Annotated in this window: 24 protein-coding genes, 1 tRNA gene, 1 pseudogene and 1 riboswitch (1 of these 27 only partly in view); of the genes and pseudogenes, 14 read left to right on the top strand and 12 right to left on the bottom strand. The window is 68.7% G+C overall.

All coding sequences use genetic code 11. The features are described 5' to 3' along the window. The first annotated feature begins 134 nt into the window (after window positions 1–134). From LV780_RS14060 to LV780_RS14050, 3 genes are all read left to right on the top strand, one after another. Window positions 135–1613 carry an AMP nucleosidase gene (locus LV780_RS14060; protein ID WP_101339615.1) on the top strand — a complete coding sequence of 493 codons (1479 nt, stop codon included), beginning with the start codon at window positions 135–137 and terminating at the stop codon, window positions 1611–1613. A gap of 129 nt (window positions 1614–1742) precedes the next feature. Next, entirely contained in the window at window positions 1743–2030 is a 288-nt protein-coding gene (locus tag LV780_RS14055; RefSeq protein ID WP_108220921.1) for an HU family DNA-binding protein, read from the top strand. Between the two features lie 72 nt (window positions 2031–2102). After that, window positions 2103–2984: a DMT family transporter gene (locus LV780_RS14050; protein WP_108220922.1), complete on the top strand. Its 882-nt coding sequence runs from the start codon at window positions 2103–2105 to the stop codon at window positions 2982–2984. On the opposite strand, the gene aroC is transcribed toward LV780_RS14050, so the two are convergent. Next, on the bottom strand, window positions 2981–4087 hold the full coding sequence (aroC, locus tag LV780_RS14045) for a chorismate synthase (protein ID WP_108220923.1): 1107 nt from the start codon (window positions 4085–4087) through the stop codon (window positions 2981–2983). The two genes, LV780_RS14050 and aroC, sit on opposite strands and share 4 nt — an antisense overlap. Before the next feature lie 113 nt (window positions 4088–4200). Then, window positions 4201–4300, top strand: a riboswitch (TPP riboswitch). A 34-nt stretch (window positions 4301–4334) separates the two neighbouring features. Between aroC and thiB the strand changes: the two genes are divergently transcribed. Genes thiB through LV780_RS14030 form a run of 3 tightly spaced genes read left to right on the top strand, consistent with a single transcriptional unit; the run spans window position 4335 to window position 7490 of the window. Beyond that, window positions 4335–5318, top strand: a complete 984-nt coding sequence (thiB, locus tag LV780_RS14040; protein WP_108220924.1) for a thiamine ABC transporter substrate binding subunit — start codon at window positions 4335–4337, stop codon at window positions 5316–5318. Next, window positions 5294–6808, top strand: coding sequence for a thiamine/thiamine pyrophosphate ABC transporter permease ThiP (locus LV780_RS14035; RefSeq protein WP_108220925.1), 1515 nt, complete (start codon window positions 5294–5296; stop codon window positions 6806–6808). The genes thiB and LV780_RS14035 overlap by 25 nt, the downstream gene beginning before the upstream one ends. After that, the gene (locus LV780_RS14030; protein WP_101339707.1) at window positions 6795–7490 is read left to right on the top strand and encodes a thiamine ABC transporter ATP-binding protein; all 696 of its coding nucleotides are present in this window, start codon (window positions 6795–6797) and stop codon (window positions 7488–7490) included. The genes LV780_RS14035 and LV780_RS14030 overlap by 14 nt, the downstream gene beginning before the upstream one ends. A 63-nt stretch (window positions 7491–7553) precedes the next feature. On the opposite strand, the gene petC is transcribed toward LV780_RS14030, so the two are convergent. From petC to LV780_RS13995, 7 genes are all read right to left on the bottom strand, one after another. After that, entirely contained in the window at window positions 7554–8414 is an 861-nt protein-coding gene (gene petC, locus LV780_RS14025) for a cytochrome c1 (RefSeq protein ID WP_011909749.1), read from the bottom strand. Between the two features lie 17 nt (window positions 8415–8431). Beyond that, the gene (gene petB, locus LV780_RS14020) at window positions 8432–9769 is read right to left on the bottom strand and encodes a cytochrome b (protein WP_101339610.1); all 1338 of its coding nucleotides are present in this window, start codon (window positions 9767–9769) and stop codon (window positions 8432–8434) included. Between the two features lie 10 nt (window positions 9770–9779). Next, complete coding sequence (gene petA, locus LV780_RS14015) at window positions 9780–10343, bottom strand: ubiquinol-cytochrome c reductase iron-sulfur subunit (RefSeq protein ID WP_011909751.1); 564 nt, start codon at window positions 10341–10343, stop codon at window positions 9780–9782. Window positions 10344–10661: 318 nt separating this feature from the next. Beyond that, entirely contained in the window at window positions 10662–11270 is a 609-nt protein-coding gene (locus LV780_RS14010; RefSeq protein WP_108220926.1) for a glutathione S-transferase, read from the bottom strand. Between the two features lie 3 nt (window positions 11271–11273). Then, a complete protein-coding gene (locus LV780_RS14005) occupies window positions 11274–11570 on the bottom strand; it encodes a hypothetical protein (protein ID WP_108220927.1) in 297 nt (98 codons plus the stop codon). A gap of 203 nt (window positions 11571–11773) precedes the next feature. Next, on the bottom strand, window positions 11774–11899 hold the full coding sequence (gene ykgO, locus LV780_RS14000; RefSeq protein WP_002722020.1) for a type B 50S ribosomal protein L36: 126 nt from the start codon (window positions 11897–11899) through the stop codon (window positions 11774–11776). A 70-nt stretch (window positions 11900–11969) separates the two neighbouring features. After that, window positions 11970–12044, bottom strand: a tRNA-Val gene (locus tag LV780_RS13995). Window positions 12045–12186: 142 nt separating this feature from the next. Here LV780_RS13995 and LV780_RS13990 point away from each other — a divergent pair. Next, entirely contained in the window at window positions 12187–13047 is an 861-nt protein-coding gene (locus LV780_RS13990) for an N-formylglutamate amidohydrolase (protein ID WP_011909754.1), read from the top strand. Here the strand turns inward: LV780_RS13990 and LV780_RS13985 are convergent, their stop codons facing one another. Beyond that, the gene (locus LV780_RS13985; RefSeq protein WP_108220928.1) at window positions 13048–14301 is read right to left on the bottom strand and encodes a DNA polymerase IV; all 1254 of its coding nucleotides are present in this window, start codon (window positions 14299–14301) and stop codon (window positions 13048–13050) included. Between the two features lie 126 nt (window positions 14302–14427). Here LV780_RS13985 and LV780_RS13980 point away from each other — a divergent pair. The 3 genes and pseudogenes from LV780_RS13980 to LV780_RS13970 form a co-directional block, all read left to right on the top strand. Further along, window positions 14428–14556, top strand: a pseudogene (locus LV780_RS13980) (SPFH domain-containing protein); the annotation flags it as partial. Window positions 14557–14564: 8 nt separating this feature from the next. Beyond that, a complete protein-coding gene (locus LV780_RS13975; RefSeq protein ID WP_233863836.1) occupies window positions 14565–14804 on the top strand; it encodes an NfeD family protein in 240 nt (79 codons plus the stop codon). Window positions 14805–14929: 125 nt separating this feature from the next. Further along, on the top strand, window positions 14930–15268 hold the full coding sequence (locus tag LV780_RS13970) for a hypothetical protein (protein WP_011909758.1): 339 nt from the start codon (window positions 14930–14932) through the stop codon (window positions 15266–15268). A 3-nt stretch (window positions 15269–15271) separates the two neighbouring features. On the opposite strand, the gene pyrF is transcribed toward LV780_RS13970, so the two are convergent. Beyond that, window positions 15272–15970 (bottom strand): orotidine-5'-phosphate decarboxylase, encoded by a 699-nt coding sequence (gene pyrF, locus LV780_RS13965; protein WP_011909759.1) that lies wholly within the window; start codon window positions 15968–15970, stop codon window positions 15272–15274. 102 nt (window positions 15971–16072) lie between these two features. On the opposite strand from pyrF, the gene LV780_RS13960 reads away from it, so the two are divergent. Beyond that, a complete protein-coding gene (locus LV780_RS13960) occupies window positions 16073–16960 on the top strand; it encodes an ROK family protein (protein ID WP_101339604.1) in 888 nt (295 codons plus the stop codon). A 9-nt stretch (window positions 16961–16969) separates the two neighbouring features. Here the strand turns inward: LV780_RS13960 and LV780_RS13955 are convergent, their stop codons facing one another. After that, on the bottom strand, window positions 16970–17206 hold the full coding sequence (locus tag LV780_RS13955; protein ID WP_233863834.1) for a hypothetical protein: 237 nt from the start codon (window positions 17204–17206) through the stop codon (window positions 16970–16972). A 295-nt stretch (window positions 17207–17501) separates the two neighbouring features. Here LV780_RS13955 and clpB point away from each other — a divergent pair, with 295 nt between their 5' ends. After that, complete coding sequence (gene clpB / locus LV780_RS13950; RefSeq protein WP_101339603.1) at window positions 17502–20114, top strand: ATP-dependent chaperone ClpB; 2613 nt, start codon at window positions 17502–17504, stop codon at window positions 20112–20114. A gap of 51 nt (window positions 20115–20165) precedes the next feature. Here clpB and LV780_RS13945 read toward each other — a convergent pair whose 3' ends face one another. Then, window positions 20166–20639 (bottom strand): fasciclin domain-containing protein, encoded by a 474-nt coding sequence (locus LV780_RS13945; protein WP_108220929.1) that lies wholly within the window; start codon window positions 20637–20639, stop codon window positions 20166–20168. Between the two features lie 193 nt (window positions 20640–20832). Between LV780_RS13945 and msrP the strand changes: the two genes are divergently transcribed. Both msrP and msrQ read left to right on the top strand, forming a co-directional pair. Further along, window positions 20833–21738 carry a protein-methionine-sulfoxide reductase catalytic subunit MsrP gene (msrP, locus tag LV780_RS13940; protein ID WP_101339602.1) on the top strand — a complete coding sequence of 302 codons (906 nt, stop codon included), beginning with the start codon at window positions 20833–20835 and terminating at the stop codon, window positions 21736–21738. After that, window positions 21739–21979 carry the beginning of a protein-methionine-sulfoxide reductase heme-binding subunit MsrQ gene (gene msrQ / locus LV780_RS13935; RefSeq protein ID WP_108220930.1) on the top strand. It continues 365 nt past the right edge of the window, so the window shows 241 of its 606 coding nt (coding positions 1–241); the start codon lies at window positions 21739–21741; the stop codon falls past the right edge of the window.

Here is a 21979-nt window from a genome sequence, read left to right as displayed (position 1 = left end):
GCCGCCACTATCCGCAGGGCCGGTGCGGGCCGCAAGAGGAGAACGGGTCCGCCCTCGCCGGTGCGGAGAGGCTTGATCCCCGCCGATGAGCCTGCGCATCCTTCGGCGAGGCAGCGACAGAAAGAGACAGATCCGTGACCGACGCGCCCCTTCCCCTACTCGTGCCCGATGTGCCTGCCCCCGAGAGCTTCACGGACCCCGCCGAGGCGGTCCGGCGGCTGGAGGAGATCTACGCCCTGTCCACCCGCTTCCTGTCGGGCCATTTCAGCGCCGCCGCCGCCTCGGGCCGTCCCGCCTCGCGCGTGCGGGCCTACTATCCCGAGATCCGCCTGACGACCACCAGCTTCACCCGCGCCGACAGCCGGCTGAGCTTCGGCCATGTCGCCGAGCCCGGCACCTATTCGACGACCGTGACGCGGCCCGACCTGTTCCGCAACTACCTGATCCAGCAGATCGGGCTGCTGATGCAGAACCACGGCGTGCCGGTCGAGATCGGCGTGTCGGCGACGCCCATGCCGGTGCATTTCGCGGTGGCGAACGATCCCTCGGTCGCCGTCCCGCAGGACGGCGTGCTGTCGTTCCCGCTGCGCGACGTGTTCGACGTGCCCGATCTGGCGACCACCAACGACGACATCGTGAACGGCTCGCGCCTCAGCCATCCCGACGGCTCGCTGCCGCTGGCGCCCTTCACGGCGCAGCGGGTGGATTACTCACTTGCGCGGCTCACGCATTACACGGCGACCAATCCGCGCCACTTCCAGAACCACGTCCTCTTCACCAACTACCAGTTCTATGTGGACGAGTTCGAGGCCATCGGGCGGGCGGCCCTTGCGGATCCGAACTCCGGCTACAGCGCCTTCGTGGGGCCGGGCGATCAGGAGATCACCGATCCCGAAACGCCGCTCGTCCTGCTGCCGCGCCTGCCGCAGATGCCGACCTACCACCTCAAGCGGCCGGACGGGCAGGGGATCACGCTGGTCAACATCGGCGTCGGCCCCTCGAACGCCAAGACCGCGACCGACCATATCGCGGTCCTGCGGCCCCATGCCTGGCTGATGGTGGGCCATTGCGCGGGCCTGCGGAACTCGCAGAGCCTTGGGGATTTCGTGCTGGCCCATGCCTATCTGCGCGAGGATCACGTCCTGGACGATGACCTTCCGGTGTGGGTGCCGATCCCGGCGCTGGCCGAGATCCAGATCGCGCTCGAGGATGCGGTCGAGGAGGTGACCCAGCTTCAGGGCTACGAGCTGAAGCGCATCATGCGGACGGGCACCGTCGCCACGATCGACAACCGCAACTGGGAGTTGCGCGACCAGTCCGGGCCGGTGCAGCGGCTGAGCCAGAGCCGGGCGGTGGCGCTCGACATGGAAAGCGCGACGATCGCGGCCAACGGCTTCCGCTTCCGGGTGCCCTACGGCACGCTGCTCTGCGTGTCCGACAAGCCGCTCCATGGCGAGCTGAAGCTGCCCGGCATGGCCAGCGATTTCTACCGCACGCAGGTTGCCCGCCACCTGCGCATCGGGATTCGCGCGATGGAAATGTTGCGTGAGACGCCGATCGAACGCATCCACAGCCGAAAGTTGCGCAGCTTCGAGGAAACCGCTTTCCTCTAGGCGTGTTGACGCGGGGGCAGGCCGGGAATAGGGCTTGATTTGTGCTGCAAAACAAGGTGTAGCCCTTGCATTAGCCCCCCGAGGCAGGAACAGACCCCGCGTCCAGCGGGGCAAGACCAGGAGACTCTCATGTCGAAACCGATGACCAAGACGCAGCTCGTGGCGACACTCGCTGACGAGATGGGCGCGGACAAGAAGACGGCCAATGCGGCTCTCGACGCGATCGCGTCCATCGTGGCCCGCCAAGTGGCCGCCGGCGGCGCGGTCACGCTGCCGGGCCTCGGCAAGGTCGTCTGCCGCGAGCGGCCCGAGCGTCAGGTGCGCAACCCCGCCACCGGCGAGCAGGTGACCAAGGCCGCCGACAAGCAGGTGAAATTCACGATCGCCAAGGCGCTGAAGGACAGCGTGAACGCCTGATCCTTCGGGCTCGGCCTTGGCAGCCATCCGAGGGTCGCCTGTCGGCGGCCCTTTTTTCATGGGGGGAGCGGGATGGATCTGCGCAGCATCGGAATGGGCCTGGCCTTCGCCTTCATGTGGTCCTCGGCCTTCGCCTCGGCGCGGATCATCGTGGCCCATGCGCCGCCCCTGAGCGCCCTGTCGCTGCGCTTTCTCGTCTCGGGGCTCATCGCGCTGGCCATCGGTGCGGCGCTTGGCCAGTCGGCCCGGCTGACGCCCGCGCAGTGGCGCGGCGTGGTGATCTTTGGCCTGTGCCAGAACGCGCTCTACCTCGGGCTCAACTTCGTCGCGATGCGCTGGGTCAGCGCCAGCTTTGCCGCGATCGTGGCCTCGATCATGCCGCTGCTGGTGGCGCTGGCGGGCTGGATCTTCCTGCACGAGCGGCTGCGGCCGCTGACGGCGCTGGGGCTGCTTGCGGGAATGACGGGCGTGGTGATGATCATGGGCACGCGGCTCTCGGGTGGCGAGGACGGGCTCGGCTTCCTCCTCTGCGTCGTGGGGGTGATCGCCCTGACGGCGGCGACGCTCACGGTCCGGGTGGCCTCGTCGGGGGGCAACCTGCTGATCATCGTGGGGCTGCAGATGCTGGTGGGCTCGGCCGCGCTCGCCCCCGTGGCGCTTGCGATTGAGACCCCGCTCGAGGTTGCCTGGAGTCTCAGCCTTCTTGCGGCCTTCGCCTACACGACCCTCGTGCCGGGGTTGCTCGCGACCTGGGTCTGGTTTCTCCTCGTGGGCCGGATCGGGGCGGTGCGGGCCGCCACCTTCCACTTCCTCAACCCGTTCTTCGGCGTGGCCGTGGCGGCGGTGCTTCTGGGCGAACGGATGGGGGTCTGGGACGCGGTCGGCGTCGTCGTGATCGCCGCGGGCATCCTTGCCGTGCAGCTGTCGCGCGTGCCTGAGGCCGCTCGGCGCTAGGCTTCGCCGATCGGGCCGCGCAGGCCGCCCGTCTGGCCACGGTCGAGGAGCAGGTGGTCGAGCAGAACGCAGGCCATCATCGCCTCGCCCACCGGCACCGCGCGGATGCCCACGCAGGGATCATGCCGGCCCTTGGTCACCACCTCCACCTCGCGGCCGTCGGTCGTGATCGAGCGCCGCGGCGTCAGGATCGATGAGGTGGGCTTCACGGCAAAGCGCACCACCACATCCTGCCCGGTCGAGATGCCGCCGAGGATGCCGCCCGCGTGGTTCGAGAGGAACTCGGGGCCATGCGCCCCCATGCGGATCTCGTCGGCGTTCTCGCTGCCGGTGAGGCAGGCCGCCGCCATGCCCTCGCCGATCTCCACGCCCTTCACGGCGTTGATCGTCATCATCGCCGCGGCAAGGTCGCTGTCGAGCTTGCCGTAGATCGGCGCGCCAAGCCCCGCAGGCACGCCCGAGGCGCGGATCTCGACGATGGCGCCCACCGAGTCATGCGCCTTGCGCAGCCCGTCGAGATAATCGGACCAGAGCGCGGCCGTATCCGGGTCGGGGCACCAGAAGGGGTTGCGCTCGATCTCGGCCCGGTCGAACCGGCTGCGGTCGATGGCGTGCGGGCCGATCTGCACCATGTAGCCCTCGATCCGCAGATCCGGCACCAGCTCGGACAGGGCCGCCCGTGCGATCCCGCCGGCCGCCACCCGTGCCGCCGTCTCGCGCGCCGAGGACCGGCCGCCGCCGCGATAGTCGCGCAGCCCGTATTTCCAGTGGTAGGTGATGTCGGCATGGCCGGGGCGGAAGCTCTGGGCGATCTCGCCGTAATCCTTGGACCTCTGATCGGTGTTCTCGATCATGAGTTGGATCGGCGTGCCGGTCGAACGGCCCTCGAATGTGCCCGACAGGATCCGCACCGCGTCGGGCTCCTGCCGCTGGGTGGTGAAGCGGTTCTGCCCCGGCTTGCGCCGGTCCAGCCAATGCTGGATCGCCTCGGCGTCGATGGCGATGCCGGGCGGGCAGCCGTCCACGGTGGCGCCGAGCGCGGGTCCGTGGCTCTCGCCCCAGGTGGTGACGCGGAAGATGTGGCCGAAGGTGTTGAAGCTCATGACGTCTGTCCCCGTTTGGGCCGAGCCATAGGGCAGATGCGGCCGCCGGGGAACCGGATTCTGGCGGGCGGGCCGGCTTTCCTGTTGCGGCGGCAGGCCGCGTCGCTATGGTCGGGGGCACCTCGGGGTGCCTGCAAGGGCTGAGACGCGCGCTGCGAACCCGTTGAACCTGACCCGGTTAGGACCGGCGGAGGGAAGGTGCATGGCTCCTCATCCCGTTCCGCCCGCGTCGTGAGAGGAGGATGAGATGAAGTTTCCGATGCTTGCTGCGGGTTTCGTGCTGACGGCCGGGGTGGCCGCGGCGCAAACCCCCGTGTTGACCGTGCTGACCTACGACAGCTTCACCTCGGAATGGGGCCCCGGCCCGGCCGTCGAGACGGCGTTCGAGGAGGTCTGCGGCTGCGACCTGCGCTTCGTGGCGGCGGGCGACGGCGCGGCGCTGCTGGCGCGCCTCCAGCTCGAGGGGGCGCGGAGCGAGGCCGATGTCGTGGTGGGTCTCGATACCAACCTCACGGCGGCGGCGGCGGCCACGGGGCTTTTCGCCCCCCATGGCGCGGCGGTCGAGGTCGATCTGCCGGTGGCGTGGGACGATCCCCTGTTCCTGCCCTTCGACTGGGGGTGGTTTGCCTTCGTCCATGATCGCAAGATGGCCGAGGTTCCGGGCTCCTTCGAGGAGCTTGCCGCCTCGGACGCCCGGATCGTCATTCAGGATCCGCGCAGCTCGACCCCCGGCCTTGGCCTGCTGATGTGGGTGAAGGCGGCCTACGGCGATCGCGCGCCCGAGATCTGGGGTGCGCTGGCCGACAATATCGTGACGGTGACGCCGGGATGGTCCGAGGCCTATGGTCTCTTCCTCGAGGGCGAGGCCGACATGGTGCTGAGCTACACGACCTCGCCCGCCTACCACCTGATCGCCGAAGAGGATGACAGCAAGGCCGCGGCCCCCTTCCGCGAGGGCCACTACCTGCAGGTCGAGGTGGCGGGCAAGCTCGCCGCCTCCGACCAGCCCGAGCTGGCCGACCGATTCCTCGCCTTCCTGCTCGAAGAGCCGGTGCAGTCGGTGCTGCCCACGACCAACTGGATGTATCCGGCCAGGTTGCCCGCCGGCGGGCTGCCCGAAGGGTTCGAGACGCTGGTCCGGCCCGATGTGTCGCTGCTTCTCTCGGCCGATGAGGCGCTCTCGCTGCGGCCGGAGGCCCTCCGCGAATGGCAAGACGCGCTGGCGCGCTGATCGTTGCCGCGGCCCTTGCCGCGCTGACGCTGGGGCCGCTCGCGCTGGTGATGGCGCGGGCGGGCGGCGGCGCGCTGGGGGCTGCCGACTGGGCCGCGCTGCGCTTCACGATCCTGCAGGCGGCGCTTTCGTCCCTCGTGTCGGTGCTGCTCGCCGTTCCGGTGGCGCGGGCGCTGGCGCGGCGCAGCTTTCCGGGCCGCGGGCTGATGATCGCGCTTCTGGGCGCGCCCTTCCTGCTGCCGGTCATTGTCGCCGTGCTGGGGATCATCGCGGTCTTCGGCCGGGCCGGCCTGTTCAATCGCGGGTTCGAGGCGCTGGGCCTGGCGCCCCTCTCGATCTACGGGCTGCATGGGGTGGTGCTGGCGCATGTCTTCTTCAACATGCCCTTCGCCGTCCGGCTGATCCTGCAGGGGTGGCTCGCCATTCCATCCGAGCGGTTCCGCCTCGCGGCGGCGCTGGGGTTCGGCCCGTCCGACGTCGCGCGGCACCTCGAGCGGCCGATGCTGCGCGAGGTGCTGCCGGGCGTGGTGCTCGTGGTCTTCGTGATCTGCCTGTCAAGCTTTGCCGTCGCCCTGACGCTGGGCGGGGGTCCGAGGGCCACGACGGTGGAGCTTGCGATCTATCAGGCGCTCCGCTTCGAGTTCGACTTGGGGCGGGCGGCCTTGCTGGCCGCGCTGCAATTCACGATCTGTGGCGCGGCGGTGCTCGCCACGGGGGCCGTGGCCCTGCCCTCGGCCTTCGGAGCGGGCCTTGATCGCGCCGCCGTGCCCTTTGCGCCGCGTGGCTGGCGCCGAGTGGCGGATGCTCTCGTGTTGACAGCAGCGGCCGCCTTTCTTCTTCTGCCGATGGCCATGGTCGCGGCGCGCGGGCTGCCCGGACTGTTCCAGCTGCCGCCCGAAGTCTGGGCGGCTGCCGGCCGGTCGCTGTCGGTGGCGCTGCCTTCGGCCTTCCTGTCCGTCTCCGGGGCGTTGGTTCTGGCGCTGGCCTCTCCGCGATTCGGGCTGGTGGCCACGCTTCCGCTTGCGGCCTCGTCGCTCGTGCTCGGGACCGGGCTGTTCCTAGCCGTCCATCCGTTCCTGAATCCGACGCTGGTCGCGCTGCCGGTGACGATGCTGGTCAATGCGGTCCTGTCGCTGCCCTTCGCCTACCGCATCCTCGCGCCCGAGGCCCGCGCGCTCGAGGCCGATTACGGGCGACTTGCTCAGGCGCTGGGGCTGGGCGGGCTGGCACGGCTCCGTTGGCTGACGCTGCCCCGGCTGCGGCGACCGCTCGGCTTTGCGTTGGGGGTTTCGGCGGCGCTGGCGATGGGGGATCTTGGCGTGATCGCGCTGTTCGCGGGGGAAGGCGGCGCCACGCTGCCGCTCTTGGTTCAGCGTCTGATGGGGGCCTACCGGCTCGAGCAGGCGGCGGGAGCGGCGCTTCTTCTGGTGCTGACCAGCTTTGCCCTGTTCTGGATCTTTGACCGTGGAGGCCGCCATGCTGCATCTTGACCGGGTGGGGGTGCGGCTCGGCAGCTTCACCCTCAGCGCCGACTGGCAGGCGGCCGCGGGCGAGCGTCTGGCCGTGATCGGGCCGTCCGGCGGGGGCAAGTCCACGCTGCTGATGGCGATCGCGGGCTTCGTCGCGTTGGCGGAGGGGAGGGTGCTCTGGCAGGGCCGTGATCTCGGGCCCATGGCCCCGGGCGAGCGGCCGGTGAGCATCCTGTTTCAGGATCAGAACCTCTTCCCGCACCTCACGCTGCGCGAAAACCTGGGGCTCGGCCTGTCGCCGCGGCTGCGGCTCGGACCGCGGGACAGGGAGCGGATCGAGGCCGCGCTTGAGCGTGTCGGTCTGTCGGGACTCGGCGATGCGCGGCCGGGGCGGCTGTCGGGCGGCCAGCAGGGGAGGGCGGCGCTGGCCCGCGCCCTCCTCCGGGCGCGGCCGATCCTCTTGCTGGACGAACCCTTCGCCGCCCTTGGTCCCGCGCTCAAGTCCGAGATGCTGACGCTGGTGGCCGAGATCGCCGCCGAAACGCAGGCCACGGTGCTGATGGTGACCCACGATCCCGAGGATACCCGCCGCTTTGCCGGGCGGACGGTGCTGGTGGCGGAGGGTCTCGCCCAGCCGCCGCGCGAGACCGAGGCGCTCTTTGCCGATCCGCCGCCCGCTTTGCGGCACTATCTCGGCACCTGATCGGGCCCTTGAAATGCCGAAGGCCCCGCGCGAGCGGGGCCTTCGGGTCGATCCGTTGCGGGATCAGGCTTCGGTCTTCTTCTTGCCCTTCACGCCGGCCCAGAGCCGCTTGTTCGTCAGGTAGAGCAGGACGGACAGGACGGTCAGGAACATCACGGCGGTGAAGCCGGCCTGCTTGCGGGCCATCATCTTCGGCTCGGCCGTCCACATCAGGAAGGCCGAGACATCTTCGGCCATCGCGTGAACGCTGGCATCGTGGCCGTCGGAATATTCCACAAGATCATCCATGAGCGGAGGCGGCATGGCGATCCAGCTGCCGGCCACGGTCTTGACGCCATTGGCATCCTTGCAGCTGTCCGGCACCGCGCCGTTCTGGAACACGCGGTTGTAGTAGTAGCCGTCGGGTTCGTTGTCGATGGCGCACTTCGGCGGCTCATCCGGGTAGCCGGTGAGGATCGAGAACATGTACTCGGCCCCGCCCATCCCGTTGAAGAGCTGGCTGAGACCCGTGCCCATCGGGCCGTGGAAGCCCGCGCGCGACTTCGTCATCAGGCTGAGGTCGGGCGCGTTCTCAAGCTGCGAGACCGGGAAGTGGTCGGTCGGCGCGCCGTCGCGGTCCTCGCCGGTCTCGGCATCCACCACCGTGAACTGGGTGGCATAGGCCCGGACCTGGTCCTCGGGCAGCTCGGGGCCGCCCTTGTCCGAGAGGCTGCGGATCGGGACATACTTCAGCCCGTGGCAGGCCGAGCAGACCTCGGTATAGACCTGAAGGCCGCGTTGCAGCTGGTGCTGGTCGAAGGTGCCGAACGGGCCCTCGAACACGAAGTCCACATCCTCGATATGGCCGGCGCCACCGGCCGCCATCGCAGCCCCGCCCGAAAGGGCGAGCGCCGTGACGGCTGTGAGAGTGAGTTTCCGGATCATCGTCACTGTCCTTTCCCTTACTCGGCCACGACGGTTTTCGTGCCGCCGGTTTCCGGCGAGTAGTGGGCGTTGAAGTCTTCCTCGATGGTCGCGGGCGCGGCCAGCGGCTTCTCGATGGCGCCAAGGATCGGCAGGATCACCAGGAAGTAGGCGAACCAGTAGGTCGAGGCGATCAGCGAGATCCAGTCGTAGGGGAAGTCGGTCTGCTGCGCGCCGACCCAGGTGAGCACCACGAAGTCCACGACCAGAAGCCAGAAGTAGATCTTGAACATCGGGCGGTAGCGGCCCGACCGCACCGGCGAGGTGTCAAGCCACGGCACCAGCGCCATCACGAGGATCGCGCCGAACATCGCGAGCACGCCGAAGAACTTGGCGTCAACGATGCCGAAGGTGATGAACTGGACGATCTGCACCACCCAGACGTCGGCGGTGAAGGCGCGCAGGATCGCGTAGAACGGCAGGAAGTACCATTCGGGCACGATATGCGCCGGCGTCGAGAGCGGGTTGGCCTCGATGTAGTTGTCGGGGTGGCCGAGGTAGTTCGGCATGAAGCCGACGATGGCGAAGAACACCAGCAGGACGACGGCGAGAGCGAAGAGGTCCTTGATGATGAAGTAGGGCCAGAAGGGAAGCGCGTCCTTCTGGGCTTCCGCCTTGGAGGTGCGGCGGACTTCGACGCCGGTCGGGTTGTTGTTGCCGGTGGCATGGAAGGCCCAGACGTGGATCGCGACGAGGGCGACGATCACGAAGGGCAGCAGATAGTGCAGCGAGAAGAAGCGGTTGAGCGTCGCGTTGTCCACCGCCGGGCCGCCGAGCAGCCAGGTCTGGATCGGCGCGCCGATGCCCGGGATCGCGCCGAAGAGGCCGGTGATCACGGTGGCGCCCCAGAAGGACATCTGACCCCACGGAAGCACATAGCCCATGAAGGCCGTGGCCATCATCGCGAGGTAGATCAGCATGCCGACGATCCAGGTGATCTCGCGCGGGGCCTTGTAGCTGCCGTAGTAGAGGCCGCGGAAGATGTGCAGATAGACGGCGATGAAGAACAGCGAGGCGCCGTTGGCATGCAGGTAGCGCATCATGTGGCCGGCGTTCACGTTGCGCATGATGTGCTCGACCGAGGCAAAGGCCAGATCGACATGCGGGGTGTAGTGCATCGCGAGAATGATGCCGGTGACGATCTGCAGCACGAGGCAGAACACCAGCACGACACCCCAGATCCACATCCAGTTCAGGTTCTTGGGTGTGGGGATCATGATCGTGTCATAGGCCAGCGCCACGATCGGCAGCCGGCGGTGCAGCCACTTCTCGATGCCTGTCCGCGGCTCGTAGTGGTCGTGGGGGATTCCGGACATGGCTTGTTCCTTACCCGAGCTGGATGGTGGTTTCGTCGATGAACTGGGCGAGCGGGATCGGCAGGTTCTCGGGGGCCGGGCCCTTGCGGATGCGGCCGGCGCTGTCGTAGTGCGACCCGTGGCAGGGGCAGAACCAGCCGCCGAAGTCGCCCGAGGCGCCGCCGATCGGCACGCAGCCGAGGTGCGTGCAGACCCCCCACATCACCAGCCACTCGCCGGCTTCGTCCAGCGTGCGGTTCTGGTCGGAAGCATCGGCTCCGCCCTCGATGTTGGCGTTGCGCGCGCTCTGGTCCGGGAGTTGGCTCAGCTGCACCGCACGGGCGGCCTCGATGTCGACCTCGGTGCGGCGGCGGATGAAGATCGGCTTGCCAAGGAACTTGACCGTAAGCTGAACGCCCGGATCGACGGCGCTGACATCGACGAAGATGGAGGCGAGAGCCTGCACGTCAGCCGATGGGTTCATCTGGTTGATCAGCGGCCAGACGGCGGCCCCGGTGGCCACCGCCCCGGCCCCGGCCGTGGCATAATACAGGAAATCCCTGCGGGTGCCTGCGTGATCTTCTGCGTTGGACACGAGAACTTCTCCCTTCCTCGGGCCGCTGCAGGCCCACAAGATGACCGGGCCGCGCAAACGCAGCCTTGCCTGTCGCCTTCTAATTCCCATGCGGCGTTGCGTCCAGCGGACAAACAGGCGCAGCAGATGTTTGAAGAGGGCCTTACATGCCGGTTTGGCGGCCACTTCCGGTGACCTGCTGCTGCAGGAATCGTCACGAGTGCGTGAGGGCGAGGGCGATTCCGCCGAAGATCGCGGGCCGGAGCGGCGCGGATCTCATCGGCCAGGGCGCGGCAGCGGCACCGGTCATTCGCGCTTCGCGAATGACCGGTCCGAGTCTCAGCCGACGGGCGCGGTCGCGATCATGGAGGGGCGCTGGCTGAAGCCGGCCTCCCAGCCGGCCAGCGCCGGGTGGGCCGCGCGCCAGGTGCGCCCGGCGTGGCGGAAGTCCAGATAGGCGAGCGCGCAGCCCATCGCGATCTGGCCGATATCCAGCGGGCCGCAGAGCTGGCTCATCCAGCGGGCCTCGACGGCCTGAAGGCTGCGGGCGATCTTGCTCCATTGCCCTTCGATCCAGGGCTCGTGACGCTTCTCCTCGGGCCGGGTGCGGATTTCATAGACCATCAGCACCGCCGCCTCGAGAATCCCGTCGGCCGTCGCCTCGAGGGTCAGCGCATCCCAGAGCCGGGGCGGCGGCGGGTAGAGGCCCGCGTTCGCGACCGAGTCGAGGTAGCGGCAGATCACCCGGCTGTCATAGAGGGCGGGCCCCTCCTCCCGCTCGAGCACCGGGATCTTGCCAAGCGGGTTCAGCGCGAGGGGCAGCGTGCCCGGATCGACGGGCGTGCCACCGGCCACCACCCGCTCGACCTGATCGGCAAGCCCTGTCTCGTGCAGCACGACATCCACCTTGCGCACGAAGGGCGAGGTGGCGGACGCATGGAGGCGCATGGGTCACACTTTCCGGATGCGAAGCCTGCCGAGCCAGGCCGCGTCGATCTCGACGCCTCCGCCCGACCAGGTGAGGGTGCGGCGGACTCTTGCGGCGGCGTTGGTCTGGCGCGTGTCCGCCGAGGCGCGATCGGCCGGACGGTGGAGCGAAAGTCCCTCGCCCAGATCGTCGAGGGCATCCTCGGCCCTCTGGTCGGTGCGACCCGGGCGGACGATGGCGCGGCGGGCGAGCCAGACGAGTCCGGCGACGGCACCGGCGCGCAGCGCGAAGGCGGCGACGGGAACGATGGGCAGGGGCATGGCGACCTCCTCTGTCGGCCCCCGGATGGTAGGGCGGAGGTCCGGCTCTGGCAACCGCCCTGCCGGGGCCGGGTAAACGGCCCGCCACGGCGTCGCTCCGCGGCCTGCGCCTCTGGCGGGGTTCCACCGCGGGGCGCTGGATATGAGAAGGCCGCCTCGGGATGGTCCCGGGCGGCCTTTCTGTCCCTCGAAGTCCGAAGCGATCAGCCCTGGCGGGCCTTGTAACGCTTCTGCGTCTTGTTGATCACATAGACGCGGCCCTTGCGGCGCACGACCTGGCAGTCGCGGTGGCGCAGCTTGAGCGAGCGGAGCGAGTTCGCAACCTTCATCTCTCTTCTCCCTTTCGCGGCGCGCGTGCGCCTTGAAAAAACGATGCCCCCGAACCGGGGGCGGTGAAAATGGTGGGCGGTACTGGGATCGAACCAGTGACCACTACGATGTCAACGTAGTGCTCTACCGCTGAGCTAACCGCCCACTCTGACTTCGGCCGTGTCATCCTGCGGAAGGATGGACGAAGCCGCGTCGGTGCGCTGGTCTATAAATAGAGTCGGCGGGGTGTTCAAGGGGTTTTGGAGGGCTAGAAAATGAAGCACTATCGGGCGGTGAAGGAACCCAGATGACCCCGGACGCCTATACGCTGATCCGCCCGGAAAGGCGCGACACATCCGTGATCTTTTCCTCGCCGCACAGCGGGCGGGATTACCCGGCCGCGCTGGTGGGGCGCACGATTCTCGACGAGCGGACGCTGCGTTCCTCGGAAGATGCCTTCGTGGACGAGCTTCTGGCCCCGGCACCGCTGCTGGGGGCGCCGCTCCTGCTGGCCCGTATTCCGCGCGCCTATGTGGACATGAACCGCGCCGCCGACGAGATGGATCCGGCGCTGATCGAGGGGATCTCGCGCGCGCCGCACAATCCGCGCGTCAGTTCGGGACTGGGAGTGATTCCGCGAGTCGTGGCGAACGGGCGGTCGATCTACCGCGGCAAGATGCCCCTCTCGGAAGCCGAGGCGCGGATCGCCCGCTACTGGACGCCCTATCATCGGGCGCTGCGCGACCTGATCGACGAGAGCCGCACCCTGTTCGACGAGGCGGTTCTCGTCGATTGCCACTCGATGCCGCACGAGGCGATCGAGACTCACGCCCGGCCCGGCCAGCCCACGCCCGAGGTCGTGCTGGGGGACCGTTTTGGCGCGGCCGCCTCGCGCGAGGTGGTGGACCGGATCGAGGAGGCCTTCGTCTCGGCGGGCCTGCGCGTGGTGCGCAACGCGCCCTTTGCAGGGGCCTATATCGCGCAGGCCTACGGCCGCCCCTCGCGCAACCAGCATGTCGTGCAGGTCGAGGTGGACCGCTCTCTCTACATGGACGAGATGCGCATCGAGCGCAGCGCGCGCTTTCCGGCCTTTGCCGAGCTGATGGCCTCGGTCGTGTCCGAGATTGCCGGGGTGGGCCGGCCCGCGATGCCCCTGGCCGCCGAGTGATCAGCGCAGCGCCCGGCCCTTGATGATCGCCTCGCGGCCGAAGCGCGCGCGGATCGCATCTGTCGCCCGCTCGGCCGCCATGCGCTTGCCCGCGGTCGGATCGAGTAGGTCGCCCGTAAGATCCGCCTCGGTTGCCCCGGCGAGATCCGAGAGGCCGACGCCGATCAGCCGGAACGGCCCCGCGATTCGGGCTGCATCGAAAAGGGCGCGGACCTCGCGGTAGATGCGGTCCGCCGACTGTGTGGGCCCGGCGAGCGCGTGCCGCCGCGTGACCAGCGCGAAGTCCGTGCGCTTCAGTTTCAGCGTGACGGTGCGGCCCGACAGGCCGCGCGCCTTGGCCCGGTCCGCGACCTGCTCGGAAAGGCGCCACAGATGGCCGTCGAGGATCTCGGGGTCGGCGGTGTCTTCATGGAAGGTCGTCTCCTTCGAGATCGACTTCAGCGCATGGTCGGGGGCGACGCGCCGGCGGTCCTCGCCGCGGGCCAGATGCCAGAGCCGCTCGCCGGTCTGGCCGAAGCGCGCGACAAGGTCCGCCTTCTCCCAGCGCAGGAGATCCGAGATGGTGCGGATGCCCGCCCGTTCGAGCGCGCCCTGCGTGGCGGTTCCCACGCCCCAGATGATGCGCACCGGCTTTTCACGCAGGAAGTCGGCCGTCTCGGCACGTCCGATCACCGAGAAGCCGCGCGGCTTGTCGAGATCCGAAGCGATCTTGGCGAGGAACTTGTTGTGCGACAGCCCGACCGACCCGGTGATGCCAAGCTCGGTCTCCATGCGGCGCAGGAGGCGGGCGAGCAGCACGGCCGGCGGGGCGCGGTGCAGCCGCTCTGTGCCCGACAGGTCGAGAAAGGCCTCGTCGAGCGAGAGCGGTTCGATGGCCGGGGTCAGCGTCTCCATCATGGCGCGGATCTGGCGCGAGACGCCCGCATAGACCTCCATCCGCGGCTTCACGACCGCCGCCTCGGGGCAGAGCTTGAGCGCCTGGAACATCGGCATCGCCGAGCGCACGCCCGAGATGCGCGCGATGTAGCAGCAGGTCGAGACGACGCCGCGGGTGCCTCCGCCCACGATCAACGGCCTGTCGCGCAACGACGGATCGTCCCGCTTCTCGACGCTGGCGTAGAAGGCGTCGCAATCCATGTGCGCGATCGAGAGCGAGAACAGCTCGGGATGTGCCGTCACCCGGGGCGAGCGGCAGGAGGGGCAGCGGGCGCCGCCGTCGAACGTGGAAAGGCAGTCGCGGCACAGGGCAGACATTCCCTGATCATACAGCCGCGCCGTCGGCTGCGGTAGATCGTCAGCCAGATCTTTACCTCCTTGCGCAAAGCTCGCGCGGCCGAAGCCTTCCCGGCATCAAGGTCGGAAGGTGATCAAGGAGCGAACATGGAACCCGCGTATTTCATCGGCGCAAACGCCGTCCTTCTGGCACGGGCGGCCTTCCTCATCCTCTGTGTCTTCCTGGGCGTGCGGATCGTGCCCCAGTCGCAGAAGCATGGGGTCGAGCAAGGTGGGCCTGGGTGGTGGGCGGGCGGCTCATCGGGATCGTGCAGATCCTGGTTCCGGGCTTCGTCTTCCTGGGCTTCGCGGCCGGGGCCGTGGTGACGGGCGGGCTGATCTGGCTGGGCTCGAGGCGGGCCTGCCGCTCCTCCTTGCCAGTTTTCGCGCTGGTGTCGCTGGGGGTCTGGCTCGCCATGCGCCGGGTCTTCGGCCTGTCACAAGCGTCGGTCAAGGTTTGGGGCAGGGACATCAATGACAACTGACGAGCGGGCGGTGCTCCGCCTCTCGCTTGGCGGGCTTCCGCTCTTGCCCCGCTTGCGGCCCGACAAGCGGGAACCGCTCGCGGCGAGGTCTGTTCTCTTGCCAAGGAAACAGGAAGGAGGTTCTCATGTCTGACTATCGTCGCGACCCCGGCCCGACCCCCACCAACCGGACCCCGGGCGAACGCCCCGTGGAGTCATCGAGCTCGCGGACCATGTGGTATGTGGTCGGCGCGGTCATCGTGCTGCTCCTGGTGCTGTGGTTCCTGTTCGGCGGCTCCAGCGCCACCGACGATGCCACGATGGATACGCCGCCCGCGGCCACCACGACGACCACCGATCCGGCGCCCGATGCCGCTGCGCCGCCGGCCGTCACGCCTGCTCCGGATGCGACCACGCCCGCACCCGACGCGGAGCCGGTCACTCCCGCGCCTGACGCGACCACCCCGGCCGCTCCTGCGCAATAAGGTTCAGCCGCGGGCCGGCAGCTCTGCCTGGACGGCAAGGGCGGCGGCCCGCGGATCTTCCGCCTGCCAGATCGGCCGGCCCACGACGATATGGTCGGCCCCGTCGAGAATGGCGCGGGCCGGCGTTGCCACGCGCTTCTGGTCGCCGAGGGCGGCCCCGGCTGGCCGCACGCCCGGCGTGACGATCAGCCGGCCCGCCGCCTGGGGCAGGGCCCGGATGGCGGCCGCTTCCTGAGGGCTCGCGATCACGCCATGCGCTCCGGCGTCGAAGGCGCGCGCGGCGCGCTCGAGCGTGATCTCGGCCAGCTCTCCGGGCCTGATCATGTTCGCGTCCAGATCCGCCCGGTCGAGCGAGGTCAGCACCGTCACCGCGAGGATGCGCAGCCCGCTGCCCGCAGCGCCCTCGGCCGCTGCGCGCACCACCTGCGGATCGCCGTGGACAGTAAGAAAGTCGATGTCATAGCGCGCAAACCCGCGGACGGCGGCCTCGATGGTCGCGCCGATGTCAAAGAGCTTCATGTCGAGGAAGATGCGCTTGCCGTGCTCCTGCTTGAGCTCGTTGGCCAGCCCCAGCCCGCCTCCGGTCAGCATCCCCAGTCCGATCTTGTAGAACGAGACCGAATCCCCCAGCCGCTGGGCCAGATCCATCCCCTGCAGCACGTTGGGCAGGTCGAGTGCCACGATCAGGCGGTCGTCGGCCATGAAAAGCTCCTTTCGCTCAGGGTCGCGCGGTCATGCGGCCGAAGGGCGGACCTGTCAAGCCGGACCATTCCGTCCGCCGCGCGCGGCTGCTATCAGCCAGCCATGCTGATCGCCTTCGACATTGGCGGATCCCGCATCCGCGCCGCCCGGGTCTTTGCGCCCGATCACCTGGAGCCTCTGGGGGAGCTGCCCATGCCGCCGAGCTTTCCCGGTTTCATCCGGGCGCTGGGGCAGCTGGTTCCGCGCGCCTCCCGCGCTGTGGCGATCTCGATTGCAGGGGTGATCGATCCCGCAAGCGGGCGACTCACCTCGGCCAATCTGCCGGCGGTGAACGGCCGGCGGCTTGCGGGCGATCTGGCGGCGGCACTCGGGCGTCCGGTCTGGATCGGCAACGATGCGGATTGTTTCGTGCTGACCGAGGCCCGGCGGGGTGTGGCCCGCGGGCATCGCAATGTCTTTGGCATCATCCTGGGCAGCGGCGTGGGCGGCGGGCTGGTGCTCGACGGCGCCCTTGTCGCGGGCGCGGGGGGGATCACGGGCGAGTGGGGGCACGGCCCGGTGCTGGACCAGCGGCCGCTCGGCCACGACCTGCCCCGGCTGCGCTGCGGGTGCGGGCAGACCGGGTGCCTCGACACGGTGGGCGGCGCCCGCGGGATCGAGCGGCTCCACCTTCACCTGTCGGGGCGGGGGCTGGAAAGCCGCGAGATCCTCTCGGCCTGGCGCGCGGGGGAAATGGCCGCGGCCGAAACCGTGTCGGTCTGGCTGGAGCTGGTCTCGGGTCCGCTGGCGGTGGTGCTGAACGTGGTCGGCTCGTCGGTGGTGCCGGTGGGTGGCGGGCTGGCGAACGACCGCGATCTGGTGGCGGCGCTCGATCGGGCCGTGCGTCAGCGTCTCCTGCGCCCGACGACCGAGCCCGTGCTGCGGCCCGCGATCCATCCCGAGCCCGGACTTGTGGGCGCGGCGCTCGCGGGCCTCGAGACCTTTGGCTGAGGGCGCGCCTCAGGCCGCGCGCTCGACCTGCGGCTCATAGCGGGCGAGGAACAGCGTCTTGGCGCTGTCGATCAGCCGCTCGCGCAGCGGGGCGCCGCCCCGGGCGGGCTCGGTGGTGAAGATCCGGCGGACATAGGGCACTGGGCGCGCGCTGTCCTTGACCAGCAGCGCGACGGTAGCCTCGACCTGACCGAAATCGCGCGCATAGTGGGCGCGCTCGACGGTGGCAGAGAGGATACGCATCATGGACACTCCTCGTGTGACCGGCGGGCCGGTCGGGTTCGGGTTCGCCGGTCTGGACCTGACGGACGAAAGCGGAGGGGTGCCGCCTCTTTCCGATGGGTGCCAGCCGGTTGGCTTGTGGATAAATCAACGTGGGGTGCCTTCGGTTCCGGCGCAGGGGGCGGCCGGACACGGCTGCTTGAGTGCTTCGTGATCCTTGAAATCGCCCGGGGCCGCGACCACCTGATCAGCAAGACCCGGAACGGGCCGTGCCGACTGTCGGGCGGAAGGGCCGGGGGCTTTGTCAGAGGAGTGACCGATGAACCTGGAAAAGTTCACGGAGCGGTCGCGCGGGTTCCTTCAGGCCGCGCAGACCATCGCGATGCGCGAGAGCCACCAGCGGCTGGCGCCCGAGCATCTCTTGAAGGCGCTGATGGATGACGATCAGGGGCTGGCCTCGAACCTGATCCGCCGGTCGGGGGGCGAACCGGCCCGCGTGGCCGAGGCGGTCGAACTGACCCTTGCCAAGCTGCCCAAGGTCTCGGGTGACGCGCAGCCCTTCATGGATCCGGGCCTCGTGCGCGTGCTGGACGAGGCCGAGAAGGTCGCGAAGAAGGCGGGCGACAGTTTCGTCCCTGTCGAGCGGATCCTGATGGCGCTTGCCATGGTGGCGTCCAAGGCCAAGGACGCGCTGGACGCCGGTGCGGTGACGGCGCAGAAGCTGAATGCGGCGATCAACGACATCCGCAAGGGCCGGACGGCCGACACGGCTTCGGCCGAGGAAGGCTATGACGCGCTGAAGAAATACGCCCGCGACCTGACGCAGGCGGCGCGCGACGGCAAGATCGACCCGATCATCGGCCGCGACGACGAGATCCGCCGCGCGATGCAGGTGCTGAGCCGGCGCACCAAGAACAACCCGGTGCTGATCGGCGAACCCGGCGTCGGCAAGACCGCCATCGCGGAAGGATTGGCGTTGCGCATCGTGAACGGCGACGTGCCGGAAAGTCTGAAGAACAAGCGGCTGCTGTCGCTCGACATGGGCGCACTGATCGCCGGCGCGAAATACCGCGGCGAGTTCGAGGAGCGGCTGAAGGCCGTGCTGAACGAGGTCACCTCGGCCGCGGGCGAGATCATCCTCTTCATCGACGAGATGCACACGCTGGTGGGCGCGGGCAAGTCCGAGGGCGCGATGGACGCCGCGAACCTCATCAAGCCGGCGCTGGCGCGGGGCGAGCTGCATTGCGTGGGCGCGACGACGCTCGACGAATATCGCAAGCATGTCGAGAAGGACGCGGCTTTGGCCCGGCGGTTCCAGCCGCTGATGGTGAGCGAGCCGACGGTCGAGGACACGATCTCGATCCTGCGCGGCATCAAGGAGAAGTATGAGCTGCACCACGGGGTGAGGATCGCCGACGCGGCACTGGTGGCGGCGGCGACGCTGTCGCACCGCTACATCACCGACCGCTTCCTGCCCGACAAGGCGATTGACCTGATGGACGAGGCGGCCTCGCGCCTGCGGATGGAAGTGGACAGCAAGCCCGAAGAGTTGGACGCGCTGGATCGCCAGATCCTGCAGGCGCAGATCGAGGCCGAGGCTCTTCGCCGCGAGGACGACGCAGCGTCGAAGGACCGGCTGGCGAAGCTGGAGAAGGACCTCTCCGAGATGACCCAGAACGCGGCCGAGATGACCGCGAAATGGCAGGCCGAGCGCGACAAGCTGGAGGTGGCGCGCGACCTGAAGGAGCAGCTCGACCGGGCGCGCGCCGAACTCGATCAGGTCAAGCGCGAGGGCAACCTCGCCCGTGCGGGCGAACTGTCCTACGGCGTCATTCCTCAGCTTGAGAAGAAGCTGGAGGAGGCCGAGGCGCGCGAGGGCGACCTTCTGGTGGCCGAGGCCGTCCGCCCCGAGCAGATTGCCGAGGTTGTGGAGCGTTGGACCGGCATCCCGACCTCGAAGATGCTCGAGGGCGAGCGCGAGAAGCTTCTCAAGATGGAAGAGGAACTCGGCAAGCGGGTGATTGGCCAGCGGCCGGCGCTGACAGCGGTCGCCAATGCCGTGCGCCGCGCCCGCGCCGGGCTGAACGACGAAAGGCGTCCGCTGGGCAGCTTCCTGTTCCTCGGGCCCACCGGCGTCGGCAAGACCGAGCTGACGAAGGCGGTGGCCGAATATCTCTTTGACGACGATCAGGCGATGGTGCGCATCGACATGTCGGAATTCATGGAGAAGCACTCGGTCGCGCGACTGATCGGCGCGCCTCCGGGCTATGTCGGCTACGACGAGGGCGGCGTGCTGACCGAGGCCGTGCGGCGCCGGCCCTATCAGGTCGTGCTGTTCGACGAGGTGGAAAAGGCCCACCCCGAGGTGTTCAACGTGCTGCTGCAGGTTCTCGACGACGGGGTGCTGACCGACGGTCAGGGCCGGACGGTGGACTTCAAGCAGACGCTGATCATCCTGACCTCGAACCTCGGCGCCTACGCGCTGAGCCAACTGCCCGAGGGTGCGGACCCTGCGCCCGCGCGTGCGGCGGTGATGGAGGCGGTGCGCGGTCACTTCCGCCCGGAGTTCCTGAACCGTCTGGACGAGATGGTGATCTTCGACCGGCTCAGCCGCGACGACATGGGCCGTATCGTCGAGATCCAGCTCGGGCTTCTGGAGAAGCGGCTGGCGAACCGCAAGGTGACGCTCGAACTCGATGCGGCGGCGAAGCAGTGGCTGGCCGACGAGGGCTACGATCCGGTCTATGGCGCCCGTCCGCTGAAGCGGGTGATCCAGCGTCACCTGCAGGACCCGCTGGCCGAGATGATCCTGGCCGGGGATGTGCTCGACGGTTCGGTGGTCAAGGTCAGCGCCGGAGTGGATGGCCTGATCATCGGCGACCGGATCTCGGCCTCGCGGCGAGACCGGCCGCAGGACGCCGTGGTCCACTGATCGAGCGAGTCTCATCGGGGGCCCGCCCCGCCGGGGCGGGCCCTTCCGCTGTCAGGCGCCCGGCATCAGCACGCCGTCGATCACATGGATCACCCCGTTCGAGGCATCCACGTCCGGCTGCGAGATCGCGGTGCCATTCACCTTCGGGCCGCCCTCGAGCGTGATGGTGAGTTCGCCCCCCTGCACGGTTTCGGCGGTCATGCCTTCGGCAAGATCGGATGACATGACCTCGCCGGGGACGACGTGATAGGTCAGGATCTCGGTCAGCCGTTCCTTGTTCTCGGGCTTCAGCAGATCCTCGACCGTGCCTTCGGGCAGGGCCGCAAAGGCCGCATCCGTGGGCGCGAAGACCGTGAAGGGCCCCTCACCCTTCAGCGTTTCGACCAGATCCGCGGCCTCGGCTGCGGCCAGCAGGGTCGTGAAATTGCCCGCACCCGTGGCGGTCTCGACGATGTCTCCGGTCTGGGCAAAGGCAGGGGCCGCGAGAATGGCGGCTGTTCCAAGCGCGAGAAGTGTCGTTCGCATCAATCCAGTCCTCCTGTGTCATGCCGGGATCGGCGAAAGGCTTACGGGCCGATGCGCGCCTCGGATCGGGCGCCCGCAAGGCCGTGATCCGTCGTGATCGGCCGTGAGCACGGTCCCCGCCTTGTGAACGCGAGGGGATTTGAAATCCGGTGCCGCCCATGCACCTATGGGGCAGGCAAAGGAGAGAGAGACGATGCGCAAGATCGGATGGTCGGAGGTGACGCCCAGGGCGGACTGGCTGAACCGGCGCCAGCTCATGGCGGCGGCCGGGGTGATCGGTCTCGCCGGTCCGGCCTTTGCCCGCGTCGAAGCGCGGCCGAGCCGCTTCTCGACCGACGAGAAGCCCAACACGTTCGAGGAAATCTCGAACTACAACAATTTCTACGAGTTCGGCCTCGACAAGGCGGACCCGGCGCGGCACGCGGGTGCACTGACGGTCGATCCCTGGTCGGTCGAGATTGCCGGGCTGGTGGAGCGTCCCGGCTCCTACCCGCTCGACGACATCCTGAAGTCTGTCACGCTCGAGGAGCGGATCTACCGGCTGCGCTGCGTCGAGGGATGGTCGATGGTCGTGCCCTGGATCGGGTTCGAGTTGCGAGAGCTGCTCGAGCGCGCGGGGGTCCGGCCCGCGGCGAAGTTCGTGGCCTTCGAGACCCTTGTCCGTCCCGAGGAAATGCCGGGCGTGCGCAGCCGGATCCTCGACTGGCCCTACCGCGAGGGCTTGCGTCTGGACGAGGCGATGCATCCGCTGACGATCCTCGCCACCGGCCTTTATGGTGAGGAGATGCCGAAGCAGAACGGTGCGCCGATCCGGCTGGTGGTGCCGTGGAAATACGGCTTCAAGTCGATCAAGAGCATCGTTCGGATTTCGCTGGTCGAGACCATGCCGGCCACCTCCTGGAACATGCAGAACCCGCGCGAGTATGGCTTTTACAGCAACGTGAACCCGGCCGTGGACCATCCGCGCTGGAGTCAGGCCTCGGAGCGGCGGATCGGCTCGGGCTTCTTTGCGCCCCGGATCGAGACGCGGCTGTTCAACGGCTACGAGGAAGAGGTCGCACACCTCTACGCCGGGCAGGATCTGAAGGTCGATTTCTGAATGATTGCGCAGCGGATCAACGGGGTCCTGCGGCCGGTGCCGACGGGCTTCGTCTATGCGGCGGGGCTTGTGCCGCTGGCCCTTCTGGTCTGGCAGGCGGCGACCGGAGGGCTGGGGGTCGATCCGGTCAAGGCGATCGAGCATCGGCTGGGCGAGCTTGCGCTTCAGTTCCTCGTGGGCGTGCTGGCCATCAGCCCGCTGCGCTGGTGGACCGGCGTGAACCTCATCCGGTTCCGGCGGG

This window comes from Cereibacter azotoformans (genome assembly GCF_021391315.1).
In the GTDB taxonomy this organism is placed as follows: Bacteria; Pseudomonadota; Alphaproteobacteria; order Rhodobacterales; family Rhodobacteraceae; genus Cereibacter_A; species Cereibacter_A azotoformans.
Note: the sequence above shows the minus strand (reverse complement) of the source record. Positions and strands in the feature narration are given on the sequence as shown.